Source organism: Amycolatopsis sp. NPDC114505, from assembly GCF_055633615.1.
The window spans coordinates 2,690,088-2,706,578 of record NZ_JBVKDV010000001.1 but is presented as its reverse complement, the minus strand read 5'-3'; the positions used below and the strand labels follow the sequence as shown (position 1 = coordinate 2,706,578).

Here is a 16,491-nt window from a genome sequence, read left to right as displayed (position 1 = left end):
CCGCGCACCGCTCAGGCCGCGCACCGGCGGCCGACCGAGGAAAGGCCAGTCCCGGGCCACACGTCCCGCCGGCCAGCGCACCGCCCGACCGGGGAACCCCATGCGCCGGTCGGCCGGCCGGAGAAAGGCCGGTCCGGGCCACGCGTCCCGATTCGCCGGCCGGCTGGTCCGGAAGCCGGTCCGCCGGATCAGGGCGCTCCTCCACAAAAGAAAGCCGGGGTGCGTGCGGAATTCCGCACGCACCCCGGCCTCTTTCTACGTCAGCGGCGCGGGCCCTTCTTGCCCTTCTTCTGGGCATCGCGCTGTGCCGCACGGCGGTCCCGGCGGGACGATGCTCCGCCGCCGCCCGCGGACTGGCCCTCGCTGTCCGCGTGGGACTCGACCTCGCCGTCCTCGCCCGGGCCGGACAGCGTCACTCCCGACTGCTGGCCTCCGCCGCCGAGGCCCTTGCCGCGCAGGGCGGCCGGGACCGACTCCGTGTCGGTCGTCGGGGGCTGGGGCGGTGCCGGGCGCGCGTGCCGGCCTTCCGAAGGCGCCACTGCCTGGCCGTTGCCCGAAACGACGCCCGTCGGCAACGCCGCGGCGTCCTCCGCCGGCGGGGCCTCGGCCCGCTCGACCTGAAGGTTGAACAGGAAGCCGACGGCCTCCTCCTTCAGCGAGTCGAGCATCGCGCGGAACATGTCGAAGCCCTCGCGCTGGTACTCGATCAGCGGGTCGCGCTGCGCGAGCGCCCGCATGCCGATGCCCTGCTTGAGGTAGTCCATCTCGTAGAGGTGCTCGCGCCACTTGCGGTCGAGGACCGTCAGCATCACCTGGTGCTCCAGGGTCCGCATGCCGTCCGGGCCGACGAGCGCGTTGATCTCCGCCTCACGCTTGTCGTAGGCGTTGCGGGCGTCCTGCACCAGGGCCTCGCGCAGGCCGTCCGCGTCGAGGTCGCCGTCCTCCACGAGGTCGTCCCACTCGATGCTGACCGGGTACAGCTGCTTGAGCGCCGTCCAGAGCTTCTCGTGGTCCCAGTCCTCGGCGTAACCGTTGGCGGTCGCACCGTCCACATAGGCGTTGACGACGTCGACGAGCATGCCCTCGATCTGGTCGCGCATGTTCTCGCCGGCCAGCACGCGGTGGCGCTCGGCGTAGATCACCTTGCGCTGCTCGTTCATGACCTCGTCGTACTTGAGGACGTCCTTGCGCTGCTCCATGTTGATCTGCTCGACCTGGGTCTGCGCGCTCTTGATGGCCTTGGAGACCATCTTGTGCTCGATCGGCACGTCGTCGGGCAGCCGCATGGTCGTCATGACGCGCTCGACCATCGTCGCGTTGAAGCGGCGCATGAGCTCGTCACCCAGCGACAGGTAGAAGCGGGACTCGCCGGGGTCGCCCTGACGGCCCGACCGGCCGCGGAGCTGGTTGTCGATGCGGCGCGACTCGTGGCGCTCGGTGCCCAGCACGTACAGGCCGCCGGCTTCGCGGACCTCTTCGGCCTCGGCCTTCGACTCCGCCTTGACCTGCTCCAGGACCTCGGGCCACGCGGCCTCGTACTCCTCGGAGTGCTCGACCGGGTCCAGGCCCCGCTCGCGCAGCACGTGGTCGGCGATGAGGTCGGGGTTGCCGCCCAGCACGATGTCGGTACCGCGGCCCGCCATGTTCGTGGCGACCGTGACGGCGCCCTTCTGGCCGGCGCGGGCGACGATCAGCGCCTCGCGGTCGTGGTGCTTCGCGTTCAACACCTCGTGCGGCACGCTCAGCTTCACCAGCAGCTTCGACAGCCGCTCGGACTTCTCGACGCTCGTCGTGCCGACAAGGACCGGCTGGCCCTTCTCGTGCCGCTCGGCGATGTCCTCGGCGACCGCCTCGTACTTCGCGTCTTCGGTCTTGTAGATCAGGTCCGGCTGGTCGGCGCGGACCATCGGGCGGTTCGTCGGGATCGGCACCACACCCAGCTTGTAGGTCTGGTGGAACTCGGCGGCCTCGGTCTCGGCCGTACCGGTCATGCCGGACAGCTTGTTGTAGAGGCGGAAGTAGTTCTGGAGCGTGATCGTCGCCAGGGTCTGGTTCTCGGCCTTGATCTCGACCTTTTCCTTGGCCTCGATCGCCTGGTGCATGCCCTCGTTGTAGCGGCGGCCGACCAGGATGCGCCCGGTGAACTCGTCGACGATCATGACTTCGCCGTTGCGGACGATGTAGTCCTTGTCCCGGTGGAAGAGCTCCTGGACCTTCAGCGCGTTGTTCAGGTACCCGACCAGCGGGGTGTTCGCGGCCTCGTAGAGGTTCTCGATGCCGAGCTGGTCCTCGATGAACCGGACGCCCTTCTCGGTGACCGCGACGGTGCGCTTCCGGACGTCGATCTCGTAGTGGTACTTCGAGTTGATCAGGTTCGTCTTCTCGAGACGCTCCCGCGAACCCATCGTGGTGGTGTCGATGCCGTTCATCAGCGGCGCGAGCCGCGCGAACTCGACGTACCACCGCGACGACTGGTCCGCCGGGCCCGAGATGATCAGCGGGGTCCTGGCCTCGTCGATCAGGATCGAGTCCACCTCGTCGACGACGGCGAAGTTGTGCCCGCGCTGCACGCAGTCGTCGAGGCTCCACGCCATGTTGTCGCGCAGGTAGTCGAAGCCGAACTCGTTGTTCGTGCCGTAGGTGATGTCGGCGTTGTACTGGGCGCGCCGGACGTCCGGCTGCTGCTCCGAAAGGATGACGCCGACCTCGAGGCCGAGGAACCGGTGGATGCGGCCCATCCACTCCGAGTCGCGCTTGGCCAGGTAGTCGTTGGTCGTGACGACGTGCACGCCCTTGTCGGGGATGGCGTTGAGGTAGGCCGGGAGGACGCAGGTGAGCGTCTTGCCCTCACCGGTCTTCATCTCGGCGACCTGGCCGAGGTGCAGCGCGGCCCCGCCCATCAGCTGGACGTCGAAGTGGCGCTGGCCGAGCACCCGCTTGGCCGCCTCCCGGACGACCGCGAAGGCCTCCGGCAGCAGATCGTCGAGGGATTCGCCGTCGCCGTGGCGCTTGCGGAACTCCTCGGTCTTGGCCCGCAGCTCGGCGTCGGTCAGGTCCTTGACGTCGTCTTCGAGGGTGTTGATGTGATCGGCGATGTTGCGCAGCCGCTTCACCATCTTGCCCTCACCCGCGCGGAGCAGGCGGTTCAGCACCATCCGGTCGACCTCACTAGCTGATCATGAGTGCGCCCAGGCCGGTCCCGGGCAGGTTTTCCCGCGGTGGCGGCCGTGGTCGGCGCCACCATCCCACCCCATCGTAGGGAACGGTGGGCGTCGTGTGCACACGCCGTAGGTCCGGACGTGCGGATGGCCCGCACGCGAGCCGCGTGCGGGCCATCCGGAAAGCCTCCTTAGAGCCGGCTCAGCCGAGCCGGATCACGCCGTAGTCGAAGCCTTTCCGCCGGTAGACCACGCTGGGCCGGCCCGCCTCCGAGTCGTTGAAGAGGTAGAAGTCGTGGCCGACCAGCTCCATCTCGTAGAGAGCCTGGTCCACCGTCATGGGCTCCGCGGTGTGCTGCTTCTCGCGAACGACGCGACCGGGCTGGTGACCGAGGTCGTCGTCGGCCCAGCTCTGCTGCTGGGGCAGATGGATCTCTCCGGCGACCGCGAAGCCGTTCGTCTGCGGCTCGGCTTCGGGTGCTTCCAACACCGCGGTAAGCGCGGCGGGACTGGCTGCGGCCGGGGATCCACCACCCGGCAGGGCCGAGGTCGCTTCGGCGACCGATTCCGGGCGGCTGCGTCCGTAGTGCACGCGCCTCCGGTCGTGTGTCCTCCGCAGCCGGTTTTCCAGCTTCGTGACTGCGGAATCGAGCGCTGCGTAGAAGTCGGCGGCACACGCTTCAGCGCGTACGGCCGGGCCACGTCCCTTTCCGGTGATTTCGACGCGCTGGCAGCTCTTGGCCTGGCGTCGGTTGGGTTCGTGGAACAGCTCCACGTCGTACCGGATGACTTTCCTGTCGTAGCGCTCGAGGCGGGCCAGCTTTTCACTGACGAGTGCCCGATAGTGCTCGGGCACCTCTACGTTGCGGCCCTTAACGACGATGTCCATACACGACCTCCCTCGCTGAGATGACTGCGAGCTGTTGAGTTCACACACGGCGCCGGTGTAGCGGGGACGGAAGCCCGGATCGCGGGCTGAGAAGGAACTCGGTATCGGTTCACGACGTCTCGTGCCGAAAGCCCGAGCGCGGACTCAGCGCACCTCCGGCGCCAGGGACATGGGCTCGTCACCTCCCTGCCTGCGGGGATTGCTGATAGCGGAGCACGTTAGCTTCCTCACGCCCGGAGCAACAGCCCCCGAGCCGGGGGATGTCGAGGAATGAGACTCCGTCACCCCGCGCAGTGAGCGGAGGGTGAACACCGGACAACTCCCGCTGGTCGGACGCTCGCGATCACTCGCGGCATCACACGGACGGCGCACCGCCGCCCGCTGGTGGAAGCCGAGGGTGACGGCCACGTCCGCCACAGCCGCCACCCCGGTGGAGTGGCGCGGCGACCGAGTGCTGATGATCGACACCCTCATGCCCGGACAACGGCCGCGGGGCCGGTCGCGTTCCCGACGGATGTCACTCGTGTAGGTGACATGCGGGTCACCCGGGTGCGGGGTGAGGTGGGGTGTGCGAGGGGTTGGTGGGGTTTGTGGTGGTAGGCGCGGTGGGGTTGATGGGCGGTGGTGGATTTCGCGGGGTCGGGCGGTGGGGGTGGTGTGCGGTTTTCGTTAGCTGACACGGCCGTCGCACGCCGAATCACCCGGCCACCAGCAACGTCAAAACCGCCGCGACCTCGATCCCCTCCCCCTCCAGTGCCCGCACGCAAGCCGCCGCCGTGGCTCCCGTTGTGATCACGTCGTCCAGCAGCACCACCGGAAATCCCGGCGGTGGGCGCCCCGCTTCGCGGAACCTCAGCCGGCCCGCCAGGTTGGCCGCCCGTTCCGCGCGGTCCAAACCGACCGCGTCACGCGCCCCGCCCGTCAGCTCCAGAGCCGGAGCCACCGCGACTTCGAAACCCCGGTCCGCCAGGACGCTCGCCGCCGCGTTCGCCAGGCGCAGAACGTGCGGCCCGCCGCGGACCCGGGATGCCGATCGGCGGCTCGGGGCCGGGACCAGGCAGATCGTCCTGGCCTCCTCGGGAGCGGTTCCGGTACCGGTTTCCGCCGGGCGGGCGGACGCGGCCTTCCGGAGCGGCAACACCACCAACGCCTCCGCCAAGGCCCGCCCCAGCGAAGCGGCCAGATCCCGCCGCCCCCGCTCCTTGTACGCGATCACCAACCGCCGGCCGACTCCCCGGTACCGGGCCAGCGCGAACACCCGCGCCATCCCCGCCACCGGCACCCGGACCACCTCGGACACCGAACCCCACACCCCCGCGCACCGGGCGCAGCAGGGCGCTCCACGGGCCCCGCAGCCGGCGCACCGGGCGGGGATCAGCAAGTCGAGCAGCAGCACACGGACAGTGTCCCCGGCACCACCGACAGTTTTCGACGGCTCAGCGGGCCGCTCAGCCCGGGTAGAAGGGGTCCGCGTCCTTCGTCGTGTGGGGGTGCGGCCGCCAGACCTCGCCCAGGACCGACGCCGTCCACAGGCCGCTCGCGTCCGCCACCACGATCGGGCGGCCCAGTACCGCCGTCACGCCGTGGACCGGGGTCGTGAGGTTCGAGCTGTTGAACGCGTCCAGCCGCTGGCCGTCCACCGTCACGCGGACCACCGGCTGCGACGGCGACGTCGTCACCGCCACCAGCGTGTCCTGGGTCAGCCAGTCCACGTCCACCACGTCTTTGAGGTCGTGCTGCTGCAGCAGCCGCGGCTCGCGCAGGGCCACCGAGTCGCCGGCGCTGACCACCGAGGCCACCCACAGCTGCTCGTTCACCACCGCCGCCACGCGGGCGCCGTCGCGGGAGAACCGCAGCTCCGTGACTTCACCCTGCTGGGTGAGGTCCGTCGCGTTGACCTGCAGCGGGGTCCACTGGTTGGCCGGGTTCAGCACGACCCTGGCCACCGACGCCCGGTCGACCACCGTCCACACCTCGCCGGTGCCCGGCCGCCACGTCGGGCGGCTCAGCGTGGTCCCGCCGAGGCCGGCCGGCGGCAGGTCGTGGCCCAGGTCGCCGATCCGCAGCCGCACCTTGGTGCCGTCGCGCTCCACCACCGCCAGGCTCTTGCCGTCGATCGACTGGGCCGCGTTCACGACGTCGTAGCCGCCGTTGCCCGCCGGGCCCCCCACCGGCGCGCCGTCGCCCATGGACCGCACCCGGCCGTCGGCCGTCATCAGGCCCTTGAGGTCCTGGTTCGGCGACAGCGTCGCGCCGTACGCCGGCAGCTCGTTCGACCGCCAGTCCGGGTGGTTCGCGACCAGCGGGACGCCGTCGGCGAGGATCCGGATCCGCGCCGACGTCACGTACTGCAGCGTGAGGACGATCTGCGCGGCGATCAGGTTCCGGATGTCTTCGGCGACCCCGGACAGCCCGGTCAGCGGGACCAGCAGCGTCCCGTCGTCGAGGCTCTTGACGTTCGTGTCGATCTCGACCGGCTCCCCGAGCAGGTTCTTCACCGACCCGGCCAGGCTCGTCGACGGCCCGTTGACCAGCAGGTACATCACCCGGCTCGGCAACCCGGACTGCGGCTTCGCGACGACGTAGCGCCGGTCGGGGACGAAGGTCGCCGACTGCTCCGAGTAGAAGTTCACCGGCACCGCGGTGTAGTTCTCGCTGAAGTCGGACTCGGTCGCGTACAGGTCCGGCGGCGGGTCGACGATCCGCCACTGGCCGTTCGCCTGCTTGCGCACCTTCACCTTGAGCGCCGCGGAGCTGTAGTCCGGCACGAACGCGCTGTTCTGGTCGAGCGTGCCGACGTCGAACCCGCGCACGTTGACGACGAGGGTGTTCGGGTCGGGCTGCGGCGCCGTGTCGTAGACCGTGCCGAAGGTGTCCTGGATGATCGTCAGGCTGCGGCTCGGGCGCCAGTTCGCGCGGCCCTGCTCGTCCAGGTAGGCGCGGGCGGCCGCGTTGTTCTGGCCGGGCTTGAGCGTCGCGCCGACGAAGTCGCGCACGAGGGTCAGGGGGTCGCTGTTCGGCTTCGGCTCCGGCACGACGTCGCCCGAGCCCTGACCCTGGCGTTCGCCGGAGACGACCTGGGGCTGGGACTCCAGCGGAACGTTCGCGCAGCCGGCGACCAGCACGACGCTCAACAGCGCGAACAGCACCTTCGCCGTGGCCCCTCGGGCATGTGGCTTCACTGACCGATTTCCTCACGTTCGGCGAAGATCGCCTCGGGCGCCGGCGTGATCTCGATCAGCCCGAGGGGCACCTCGGCGGCGATGCGGTCGGGCGGCGGCAGCACCAGCGGCGGGTCACCGGCGGGCACCTCTTGGCGGCGCGGCAGCACGAGCCGGAAGCACGCGCCGTCGCCGGGAGCGCCCCACGCGTCGAGCTCGCCGCCGTGCAGACGCGCGTCCTCCAGGCTGATCGCCAGGCCGAGCCCGGTGCCGCCGGTGCGCCGGTTGCGCGACGGGTCGGCGCGCCAGAACCGGTTGAACACCAGGTCGGCCTCGCCGGGCCGCAGGCCGACGCCGTGGTCCCGGACGGTCACCGCGACCGCGGTCTCGTTGGCGCCGACGGTGAGCACCACCGGCCGGCCCTCGCTGTGGTCGACGGCGTTGCCCAGGAGGTTGCGCAGGATCCGCTCGACGCGCCGGGCGTCGACCTCGGCGATGACCTCGTCGTCGGGCAGCACCAGCTCCACCGAGCTGCCCGCGTTGCCGGCGATCACCCGCACCTGCTCGACCGCGCGGGTGGCGATCGGGCGGACGTCGATGAACTCCGCGGACAGGTCTTCGACGCCGGCGTCGAGCCTGCTGATCTCCAGCAGGTCGCCGAGCAACGATTCGAACCGGTCGAGCTCGTCGACCAGCAGCTCGGTCGAGCGCGCGAGCCCGGCCGGGAACTGCTCGCGCGACGCGTGCAGCACGTCGGCGGCCATCCGGACGGTGGTCAGCGGCGTGCGCAGCTCGTGCGAGACGTCGGAGGTGAACCGGCGCTGCAGCCCGCCGAAGTCCTCGAGCTGGCGGATCTGGCGCTGGATGCTCGCGGCCATCCCGTTGTAGGACACCGCGAGCTTGGCCAGGTCGTCCTCGCCGAGCACGGTGAGGCGCTGGTCGAGGTCGCCCCCGGCGAACTGCTCGGCCGCCGCGGCGGCCTGCCGGACCGGGCGGACCACCTGCCGCGTCACCAGGTTCGTGATGCCCGCGAGCAGGAGCAGCAGCACGAGCCCGCCGACCAGCAGCGTGTTCTGCACGGTCGCGACGGTGTTCTGCTCGGTCGTCAGCGGGAACAGCAAGTACAGCTGCAGCGGGCTCGCGACGGTGTTGAGCGGCGTGCCGACGATCAGGTACGTCGTGCGCCCGCCGTCGGTGTCGGTGACCGTGTGCTCGAGCCAGCTCATCTCGTTGGCTTCGACGAACTGGCGCAGCCGCGGCGGCACGTTCTGGAACGGGCCCGCCGACGCCGGCTCGTCGCCGGACTGGTCGTGGCCGCCGCTGGCGAGCACCGGGACGAACGTGCCCGCCGCCGAGCCGGCCGCGTCCTGGCTGGTCGGCGTGATCGCGATCTTCTTCAGCGCGTTCTGGAGGCGGTTGCTCATCGCCTCGTCCGTCTCGCCGCCGAGGCCGACCAGCTCACCGGCGGCGGTGTCCGCGGCCGCGCGGGTCTGCGCGATGGCGGCTTCGCGCTTGGTGTCCAGCAGGCGCTCGGTGATCTGGTTCTGCAGCACCATGCCGAGCACGAAGACCACGGCCGAGGACAGCGCGAGCGTCGACACGGTGACGCGGAACTGCAGCGAGTGCTTCCACAGCTCGTTGAACGCGACCGCGCGACGGCGCGCGAAAACGACGACACGCCGCACCAGGCGTGCCGTCGAACGCGCGAACGCGGGGAGCCGGCCAGGGCTCGCGAGAGTCATCGAGCCATCACGGCGGGCCGGCCTTGTACCCGACTCCGCGAACGGTCAACACCACCTCGGGGTGCTCCGGGTCCTTCTCCACCTTCGAACGCAGCCGCTGGACGTGCACGTTCACCAGACGGGTGTCCGCCGCGTGCCGGTAGCCCCACACCTGCTCGAGCAGCACCTCGCGGGTGAACACCTGGCGCGGCTTGCGCGCCAGCGCCACCAGCAGGTCGAACTCCAGCGGGGTCAGCGGGATGGCCTTGCCCTCCCGCGTGACTTCGTGACCGGGCACGTCGATCGCCAGGTCGCCGATGGTGAGCGACTCCGCGGGCTCGGCCTCGGTGCGGCGCATCCGGGCCCGCACCCGCGCGACCAGCTCCTTCGGCTTGAACGGCTTCACGACGTAGTCGTCCGCGCCGGACTCCAGGCCCAGCACGATGTCGACCGTGTCGCTCTTGGCGGTGAGCATGACGATCGGCACGCCGGACTCGGCGCGGATCGCCTTGCAGACGTCGATCCCGTTCATCCCGGGCAGCATCAGGTCGAGCAGGACGAGGTCGGGCTTCAGTTCGCGCAGCGCGGGCAGCGCGCGCGAACCGTCGGCGACCACCGCCGTGTCGAACCCCTCCCCACGAAGCACGATGGTGAGCATCTCCGCGAGGGCGGGGTCGTCGTCGACCACGAGAACACGTGCCTTCATGTCCACATATTCGCACTAGTTCCGGCGGCCGGACGCGCGACCCGCGTGTTTGACCACCAGAAAGATCAAGATCCGCGGCACCGCCTGCTCCATCCGGGTGCCCCTGGACGGTCCGTGAAGGCCGGCACACGGCCTTCACGGACCTGCGAGGGAGCGCTCAGGGGACGGCCGGGACCGGCGCGTCGACGTGGATCTCGCCGTCGGCGACGACCACGCGGTAGGTGCGCACCGGCGCCTTGGCCGGCAGGCAGGTCGGCAAACCGCTGCGCAGGTCGAACCGCGCGGCGTGCAGCGGGCACTCGACGAAGCAGCCTTCGAGCCAGCCGTCGGCGAGCGAGGCGTCCTGGTGGGTGCAGGTGTCGTCGACGGCGAAGAAGCCGTCTTCGGTGTGGAACACCGCGATCGGCACCGGGCCGTCGAGGCGGAGGGCTTCGCCCTCGGGCAGGTCGGTGACGGCGCAGGCGCGGATCATCAGGGCCTCCGGAAACGACTGGCGGGATGCCGGGACGGTTTGTGAATGTTGCGCATCGCGCGACTCTGCGCTTCCTGCGCAACAATCCGGCTTCGACGACGTCCGCGTCAAGAGATTCGCCCACTCAGCCGATAGCCGCGGTGCAAAACCGATAGTGTTGCGCTATGCGGAACCACGACTCTGCTGACGCAACCTCGGCGGGAAAGCGTGCCTCGGCTGGTGGCAACGCAACACAAAGCCAGGTGCAGTCGGTCGATCGGGCGATCAGCGTGCTGGAGCTGCTCGCCCGCAACGGCGAAACCGGCATCACCGAGATCGCGGGCGAGCTGGGCGTCCACAAGTCGACGGCGTCGCGGCTGCTCAGCGTCCTGGAGTCCAGAGGCCTCGTCGAGCAGCTCGGCGAACGCGGGAAGTACGCGATCGGGTTCGGCATCGTGCGGCTGGCCGGCGCCGCGACGGGCCGGATGGACCTGGCCAAGCTCGGCCGCACCAGCTGCCTTTCGCTCGCCGAAGAGCTGGGCGAGACCGTGAACATCGCCATCGCCGACGACGGCGTCGCGATCAACATCAGCCAGGCCCGCGGCTCGGCCGCGATCACCACGCAGAACTGGACCGGCCAGCGCACGCCGCTGCACGCGACCTCCAGCGGCAAGATCCTCCTGGCGTACATGGCCGAAACCGAACGCAAGCGGGTGCTGAAGCGGAAGCTGGAGCAGTACACGCCGCGCACGACGGTCGAGCCCGACGAGCTGATGACCGAGCTGGAGCGAGTGCTCGAGGACGGCTTCGCGGCCTGTTACGAGGAGCTCGAGCTCGGCATGCACGCGGTCGCCGTGCCGATCCACGGCCCGGGCGGCGACGTCGTCGCGGCGATGAGCGCGTCGGGCCCGTCGTACCGGCTTTCGAAGCAGCGGGTGAAGCAGATCGTGCGGCCGATGACCGAAGCGGCGGACGACCTTTCCGCGCAGCTGGGCTACTTCCGCGACTAGGGGTACAGCCGCGCCATCGCACGGATCGTGGTTCCCAGGTGTGCCACCAGTTCCGCGGGCGCCAGCACCTGCGCGTCCGCGCCGAGCCGCAGCAACCCCGCGGCCGCGTGGGGCACGCTTTCCAGCGGCACGCGGGCGCGGCGCCACCCGTCGGCGTCTTCGGGTTCGAGCGTGCGGGAGACGAGCCGGGCGGCTCGCGGGCCCAGGATGTCCGGCAGGGCCTCGATTCCCGCCGGCGAGAGCCGCACAGTGGCCGTCTCGCCCGCTTCGCTCTCTTCGTAACTCTCGACGTTCGCGCCCCAGAACTCCGCCAGGTCGAAGCCGTCGGGCCGTGTGAAGTGCTCGTCGAGCGCCCGCAGCTCCTCGATGTTGGCGACGCGGTACGTGCGCGCCTTCGGCCCCGCGACGAGGTACCAGACGCCGGCCTTGAGAACGAGGCCGAGCGGGTGCAGCCGCCGCGTCACCACGCCGGGCGTCGGCGACCAGCGGCGGTAGGAGACCTCGACGACCTGGTCCTGCCACAGGGCTTCCGCGGCCGCGAGCAGCTGCGGCACCTGGTCCGCTTCGCGGTACCAGCCCGGCGCGTCGAGGTGGAAGCGCTGCCGGATCCGGATCGACGCGTCCCGGTACGGCGTCGGCAGCGCGGCCATCAGCTTCAGCTCGGCCGCGGCCACCTGGGCGCCCAGGCCCAGCTCCGCGGCCGGCTGCGGCAGGCCGGTGAGGAACAGCGACCCGGCCTCGCCTGCGGTCAGGCCGGTCAGCCGCGTCCGGTAGCCCTCCATCAGCCGGTAGCCGCCGTCGGGGCCGGTCTCGGCGTAGATCGGGACGCCCGCGGCCGCGAGCGCTTCGACGTCGCGGTACACGGTCCGCGGCGTCACGCCCAGCTCGGCGGCCAGCTTCGACGCGCTCATCAGGCCGCGGTTCTGCAGCACCAGCACCAGGGACACCAACCGGCTCGCGCGCACCCGGCGAAGTCTGCCAGCCACCACTGACAGAAGGTGTCAGTGGTGGCGGCCCAAGATCGCCGTCATGACCGATTTCGCCTTCTTCCACGGCTCCTGGACCGTCGTCAGCCGGCGGCTCACGACCCTCTTCGCCGGCAGCGACGACTGGGACGTCTTCCCCGGCACCACCACCTGCACGCCGCTCTTCGACGGCGGCGGCAACACCGAGGAGATCCACTTTCCCGCCCGCGGGTTCCGCGGCTTCACGCTGCGCCTGTTCGACGTCGAGCGGAAGGAGTGGTCGATCTACTGGGCCAACGACCGCACCGGGCTGCTCCAGCCGCCGGTCGTCGGCACGTTCACCGACGGCCGCGGCGACTTCTACGGCGACGACGTCCACGACGGCAAACCGATCCGGGCGCACTACATCTGGTCGGACATCACGGACACCTCGGCCCGCTGGGAGCAGGAGTTCTCCGCCGACGGCGGGCGGACCTGGGAATCCAACTGGGTCATGGAGTTCACCCGGGCCTGAGCGGACCCCCTTTTCGGGCGCTTGACACGACGTCTCGCATGACGCACTTTGTTGCCGAAGACGCAACTTCGGCGCCCGGAGGAACAGATGGCAGCACGGCCCCGGGTGGTCGTCGCCGGCGGCGGCCTGCTCGGCTGCGCGCTCGCGGACGAGCTGACCGAGCGCGGCTGGACCGACGTCACCGTCCTGGGCGGCAGTGAGGCGGCCGAGGAGCCGGGGCTGGTGTTCCGGACCGACTCGGACCGCACGCTGACCGAGTTCGCGAAGTACACCGCCGCGAAGTACGGCGGCCTCGACGGCCAGTGGTGCTTCAACCCGGTCGGCAGCCTGGACGTCGCGACCACTCCCGAACGGCTCGCGGACCTGAAGCGGCGGCACGGCTGGGCGACGTCGTGGGGCGTGCGCGGGTACCTGCGCACGCCCCGCGAGTGCGCCGACCTGCACCCGCTGCTCGACGAAACCCGGCTGCTGGGCGGGTTCCACGTCCCCGGCGACGGTCTGCTCCACGCGCGGCGCGCGGCCGAAGCCCAGGCCCGGCGGGCGAAGGCCCACGGCGCGCGGTTCAGCGCCGAGGAGGTCGTCGAGGTCGAGCGGGCCGGCGGCCGCGTCACGGGCGTCGTCACCGCGGCCGGGCGGGTACGGGCCGACGTCGTCGTCTTCTGCGACGGCTCGGACGGGCTCGCCCTGCCCGAAGTGCCGCTGCCGCTGCGGTACGCGCGGACGTCGCCGCTGCCGGAGCTGGCCGGGCACAACGACGAACACGCGCAGGCGGGCAAACCCGTGCTGCGCGACCTCGACACCGGGCTGACCGTCCGCGAGCACGTCGACCGGCTCGGCATCGGGGGCCCGTGGGACGCGGCGGTCGCGCTCCTGCCCGCGCTCCGGGACGCCGAAGCCGAGGCCACGACGACGATCCCGCTGTCCGGCACCCCGGACGGGATGCCGCTGCTGGGCGAACACCCGGAGCTCGACGGCTTCTGGGTGGCGAAGGCCGTCCGCGCCGAGCACTCCGCCGGGGTCGCGCGCGAGCTGGCGCGCTGGCTCGTCGACGGGCAGCCGGTGCTCGCCCTGCACGGCTGCGACCTCGCCCGGTTCGCGCCGTCGGCCCGGTTCACCGCGTCGCCGGTGCGCACGAGCCCGTTCCACGAACGGCAGATCGCGCTGGGCGCGCACTTCGGTTCGGCGGACGGCTGGGCGCGGCCGGAGCGGTACTCGTCCGACGCCGCCATGGAGGCCCGCGCGACCCGCGAGCGCGTCGCGATGTTCGACCTGACGCCGGTGCCGCGGCTGGCCGTCACCGGGCCCGGCGCGCTGCCGTTCCTGCAGACCATGACGACCGGCGACCTGGCGAAACCGCCGGGGACGGTGACGGAAACGCTGCTGCTCGGCGAAGACGGCGGCGTGCGCGGCCGCCTGACCGTGGCCCGCCTCGGCGGCGAACGGTTCCACATCGGCGCCGGCGGGCGCCTCGACTTCGACTGGCTGCGGCGGCACCTGCCCGGCGACGGCACCGTCCAGGTCCACGAAACGACCCCGGGCACGTGCTGCCTCGGTGTCTGGGGGCCGGCGAGCGGCGAGGCACTGCCGGAACTGTCCACAACGGACTTCTCGGCCGAAAAGACGTACATCGGGGACGTTCCGGTCGTCGCGTTGAGACTGTCCACTGTGGGCGAACCGGGCTGGGAGCTGCACACCACGGCGGACCTGGGCCGGCGTTTGTGGGACACCTTGCGCGAACGGGACATCGCCGTCGCGGGTTATCAAGCGTTAATGAGCCTGCGACTGGAGGCCGGCACGCCGGTCGCTGGCGTCGACTTCACCACCGAACACGACCCCTACGAGGCCGGGCTCGGGGACGCCGTCCGCCGGGACAAGGGCTACTTCCTCGGCCGGGACGCGCTGGCGGGCCGTTCCGCCGAAACCGTGAGCCGCCGGCTGACGCGCCTGACGACCGGGAAAGTCTTGCAGGGCAAGGAACCCGTGTACGTCGAGGGCCGCGCGGCCGGGTACGTGACCAGCGCCGGGTACGGCCACACCCTGGGCCACGCCATCGCGTACGCCTGGCTCCCGGTGGAGCACAGCGGATCCGGGACAGCGGTGGAGATCGAGCACCTCGGCGAGCGCGTGCCGGGGAGGGTCGCATGACGCACTACGACGTGATCGTGCTCGGCCTCGGCGGGATGGGCAGCGCCGCGGCGTACCGGCTGGCGGAGCGCGGGCAGCGGGTGCTGGGCATCGACCAGTTCGCGCCGGTGCACAACCGCGGGTCGAGCCACGGCGGCTCGCGGATCACGCGCCAGGCCTACCTCGAAGGACCCGAGTACGTACCGCTCCTGCTGCGCGCCCACGAGCTGTGGGATGGCCTCGAACGCGACAGCGGACGGCGGCTGTTCACCCGCTGCGGCGGGATCATGGTCGGCACGGCCGGCTCGCGCACGATCACCGGCAGCGTGGCTTCGGCGCGCGCCTTCGACATCCCGCACGAACTGCTCGACGCCCCGGCGATCCGCCGGCGGTTCCCGACCCTGGCACCCGCCGCGGACGAGGTCGCGCTGTACGAGCCGGGCGCCGGGCTGGTGTCGCCCGAGGGCAGCGTCGCCGCGCACCTGCAGCTCGCCGCGCGGTGCGGCGCCGAGCTGCACCACGAGGAGAAGGTGTTCACCTGGAGCACGATGGCCGGCGGCGTGCGCGTCGGGACGTCGCACAGCTACTACACGGCCGACCGGCTGGTCCTGTGCCCCGGCGCGTGGGCCGGCGAGCTGCTGCGCGACTTCGGCGTCGAGTTCACCGTCCGGCGCAAGGTGCAGTACTGGTTCGCGCCTTCGGGCGGAGCCGAACCGTTCCGGCGGCATCCCGTGTACCTCTGGGAGAGCGACGGCTACACGTTCTACGGCTTCCCCGCGCACAACGCGCCGGCGGACGGCGTCAAGGTCGCGTTCCACACCGGCGGCCGGAACTGCACCCCGGACGGCATCGACCGGACGGTGTCGGCGGAGGAGGTCCACGAGATGGCTTCCGTCGTCAAGCGCCACCTCCCGACGCTGCCGGGAGCGTTCCTCCGCGCGGCGACGTGCATGTACACCGACACGGCCGACGAGAGCTTCGTCGTGTCGCCGCACCCGGACGAGGAGCGCGTGGTGCTGGCGTGCGGGTTCTCCGGCCACGGCTTCAAGTTCGCCCCGGTGATCGGCGAGATCGTCGCGGACCTGGTCGTCGACGGCGCGACGACCTACCCGATCGCGCAGTTCGACCCAGCCCGGTTACGACGCTAGAAGCGTCTTCGCGAGCGCTTCGAGGTCGACGCCCGCGACGCCGTCCAGGACGTGCCACGGCGCGAGCCAGCCCGACGCGGCCAGCTCGTCGTACACCGCCGCGCACCGGCGCTGGAGTCCGTCGTCGGTCTCGAACGCGTCGCGCTCCCGGTCGGTCTCCGCCTCCGCGCGCCGCTCGGCCCGCTCGGCCGCGACCGCGGGCGCGACCCGCAGCAGCAGGTGCGCGTCGGGGCGGGGCAGGCCGAACCGGCCGACCTCCAGCTCCCACACCCACTTCACGACCTCGCCGGCCGCGTCCTGCCGCAGCCGCGCGGCCGCGTACGCCGCGTTGGAGGCCACATAGCGGTCGAGCAGGACGACGTCGTGCGCGTCCCGCAGCGCGCGGATGTCGTCCGCCGCGCCGCTGCGGTCGAGCGCGTAGAGCACGGCCATGCCGTACACCGAGTCGGCGAGGTCGCCGTGCCCGCGGTGCAGCGCCTCCTTGACGAGGTCGGCGTGCACGCTCACGCCGTAGCGCGGGAACGCCAGCGACGCGACGCTCGCGCCCTTCGCGCGCAACGCGTCCGTCAGCCCGTCGGCGAGCGTGCGCTTGCCCGCGCCGTCGAGCCCTTCGATGACCACCAGTCGTCCCACGAGGGTCACAG

The 16,491-nt window shown here is 71.3% G+C and carries 13 protein-coding genes; 4 read left to right on the top strand and 9 right to left on the bottom strand.

Annotated features, from left to right (window positions below; translation table 11 throughout):
• Nucleotides 1-260: 260 nt before the first annotated feature.
• The 7 genes from secA to ACZ7OU_RS13430 all read right to left on the bottom strand — a co-directional run bounded on the left by secA (nucleotide 261) and on the right by ACZ7OU_RS13430 (nucleotide 10,107).
• Complete coding sequence (gene secA / locus ACZ7OU_RS13460; protein ID WP_470255219.1) at nucleotides 261-3,155, bottom strand: preprotein translocase subunit SecA; 2,895 nt, start codon at nucleotides 3,153-3,155, stop codon at nucleotides 261-263.
• Between the two features lie 205 nt (nucleotides 3,156-3,360).
• On the bottom strand, nucleotides 3,361-4,047 hold the full coding sequence (gene hpf / locus ACZ7OU_RS13455; RefSeq protein ID WP_470241650.1) for a ribosome hibernation-promoting factor, HPF/YfiA family: 687 nt from the start codon (nucleotides 4,045-4,047) through the stop codon (nucleotides 3,361-3,363).
• A gap of 697 nt (nucleotides 4,048-4,744) precedes the next feature.
• On the bottom strand, nucleotides 4,745-5,347 hold the full coding sequence (locus ACZ7OU_RS13450) for a ComF family protein (protein ID WP_470255218.1): 603 nt from the start codon (nucleotides 5,345-5,347) through the stop codon (nucleotides 4,745-4,747).
• Nucleotides 5,348-5,495: 148 nt separating this feature from the next.
• The gene (locus ACZ7OU_RS13445; protein ID WP_470241651.1) at nucleotides 5,496-7,229 is read right to left on the bottom strand and encodes an LpqB family beta-propeller domain-containing protein; all 1,734 of its coding nucleotides are present in this window, start codon (nucleotides 7,227-7,229) and stop codon (nucleotides 5,496-5,498) included.
• Complete coding sequence (gene mtrB, locus ACZ7OU_RS13440) at nucleotides 7,226-8,950, bottom strand: MtrAB system histidine kinase MtrB (protein ID WP_470241652.1); 1,725 nt, start codon at nucleotides 8,948-8,950, stop codon at nucleotides 7,226-7,228. Before mtrB ends, ACZ7OU_RS13445 begins: the two co-directional genes overlap by 4 nt.
• Before the next feature lie 7 nt (nucleotides 8,951-8,957).
• A complete protein-coding gene (mtrA, locus tag ACZ7OU_RS13435; protein ID WP_005150760.1) occupies nucleotides 8,958-9,635 on the bottom strand; it encodes an MtrAB system response regulator MtrA in 678 nt (225 codons plus the stop codon).
• 157 nt (nucleotides 9,636-9,792) lie between these two features.
• Entirely contained in the window at nucleotides 9,793-10,107 is a 315-nt protein-coding gene (locus ACZ7OU_RS13430) for a bifunctional 3-phenylpropionate/cinnamic acid dioxygenase ferredoxin subunit (protein ID WP_470241653.1), read from the bottom strand.
• 164 nt (nucleotides 10,108-10,271) lie between these two features.
• Here ACZ7OU_RS13430 and ACZ7OU_RS13425 point away from each other — a divergent pair, with 164 nt between their 5' ends.
• A complete protein-coding gene (locus ACZ7OU_RS13425) occupies nucleotides 10,272-11,096 on the top strand; it encodes an IclR family transcriptional regulator (RefSeq protein WP_470255217.1) in 825 nt (274 codons plus the stop codon).
• Here the strand turns inward: ACZ7OU_RS13425 and ACZ7OU_RS13420 are convergent.
• A complete protein-coding gene (locus ACZ7OU_RS13420; RefSeq protein ID WP_470255216.1) occupies nucleotides 11,093-12,061 on the bottom strand; it encodes a helix-turn-helix transcriptional regulator in 969 nt (322 codons plus the stop codon). The two genes, ACZ7OU_RS13425 and ACZ7OU_RS13420, sit on opposite strands and share 4 nt — an antisense overlap.
• A 64-nt stretch (nucleotides 12,062-12,125) precedes the next feature.
• Between ACZ7OU_RS13420 and ACZ7OU_RS13415 the strand changes: the two genes are divergently transcribed.
• The 3 genes from ACZ7OU_RS13415 (at nucleotide 12,126) to solA (ending at nucleotide 15,847) form a co-directional block, all read left to right on the top strand.
• Nucleotides 12,126-12,575 carry a hypothetical protein gene (locus ACZ7OU_RS13415; protein ID WP_470255215.1) on the top strand — a complete coding sequence of 150 codons (450 nt, stop codon included), beginning with the start codon at nucleotides 12,126-12,128 and terminating at the stop codon, nucleotides 12,573-12,575.
• A gap of 87 nt (nucleotides 12,576-12,662) precedes the next feature.
• A complete protein-coding gene (locus tag ACZ7OU_RS13410) occupies nucleotides 12,663-14,720 on the top strand; it encodes an FAD-dependent oxidoreductase (RefSeq protein WP_470255214.1) in 2,058 nt (685 codons plus the stop codon).
• A complete protein-coding gene (gene solA, locus ACZ7OU_RS13405; protein WP_470255213.1) occupies nucleotides 14,717-15,847 on the top strand; it encodes an N-methyl-L-tryptophan oxidase in 1,131 nt (376 codons plus the stop codon). Before ACZ7OU_RS13410 ends, solA begins: the two co-directional genes overlap by 4 nt.
• Here solA and ACZ7OU_RS13400 read toward each other — a convergent pair.
• Nucleotides 15,836-16,468 (bottom strand): dTMP kinase, encoded by a 633-nt coding sequence (locus ACZ7OU_RS13400; protein WP_470255925.1) that lies wholly within the window; start codon nucleotides 16,466-16,468, stop codon nucleotides 15,836-15,838. The two genes, solA and ACZ7OU_RS13400, sit on opposite strands and share 12 nt — an antisense overlap.
• Between the last annotated feature and the right edge of the window lie 23 nt (nucleotides 16,469-16,491).

Coding starts and splice junctions, on each gene's coding strand:
- mtrA (WP_005150760.1), bottom strand. CDS start 9,635: ATGAAGGCACGTGTTCTCGTGGTCGACGACGACCCCGCCCTCGCGGAG.
- ACZ7OU_RS13430 (WP_470241653.1), bottom strand. CDS start 10,107: ATGATCCGCGCCTGCGCCGTCACCGACCTGCCCGAGGGCGAAGCCCTC.
- hpf (WP_470241650.1), bottom strand. CDS start 4,047: ATGGACATCGTCGTTAAGGGCCGCAACGTAGAGGTGCCCGAGCACTAT.
- ACZ7OU_RS13410 (WP_470255214.1), top strand. CDS start 12,663: ATGGCAGCACGGCCCCGGGTGGTCGTCGCCGGCGGCGGCCTGCTCGGC.
- solA (WP_470255213.1), top strand. CDS start 14,717: ATGACGCACTACGACGTGATCGTGCTCGGCCTCGGCGGGATGGGCAGC.
- ACZ7OU_RS13425 (WP_470255217.1), top strand. CDS start 10,272: ATGCGGAACCACGACTCTGCTGACGCAACCTCGGCGGGAAAGCGTGCC.
- secA (WP_470255219.1), bottom strand. CDS start 3,155: ATGGTGCTGAACCGCCTGCTCCGCGCGGGTGAGGGCAAGATGGTGAAG.
- mtrB (WP_470241652.1), bottom strand. CDS start 8,950: ATGACTCTCGCGAGCCCTGGCCGGCTCCCCGCGTTCGCGCGTTCGACG.
- ACZ7OU_RS13415 (WP_470255215.1), top strand. CDS start 12,126: ATGACCGATTTCGCCTTCTTCCACGGCTCCTGGACCGTCGTCAGCCGG.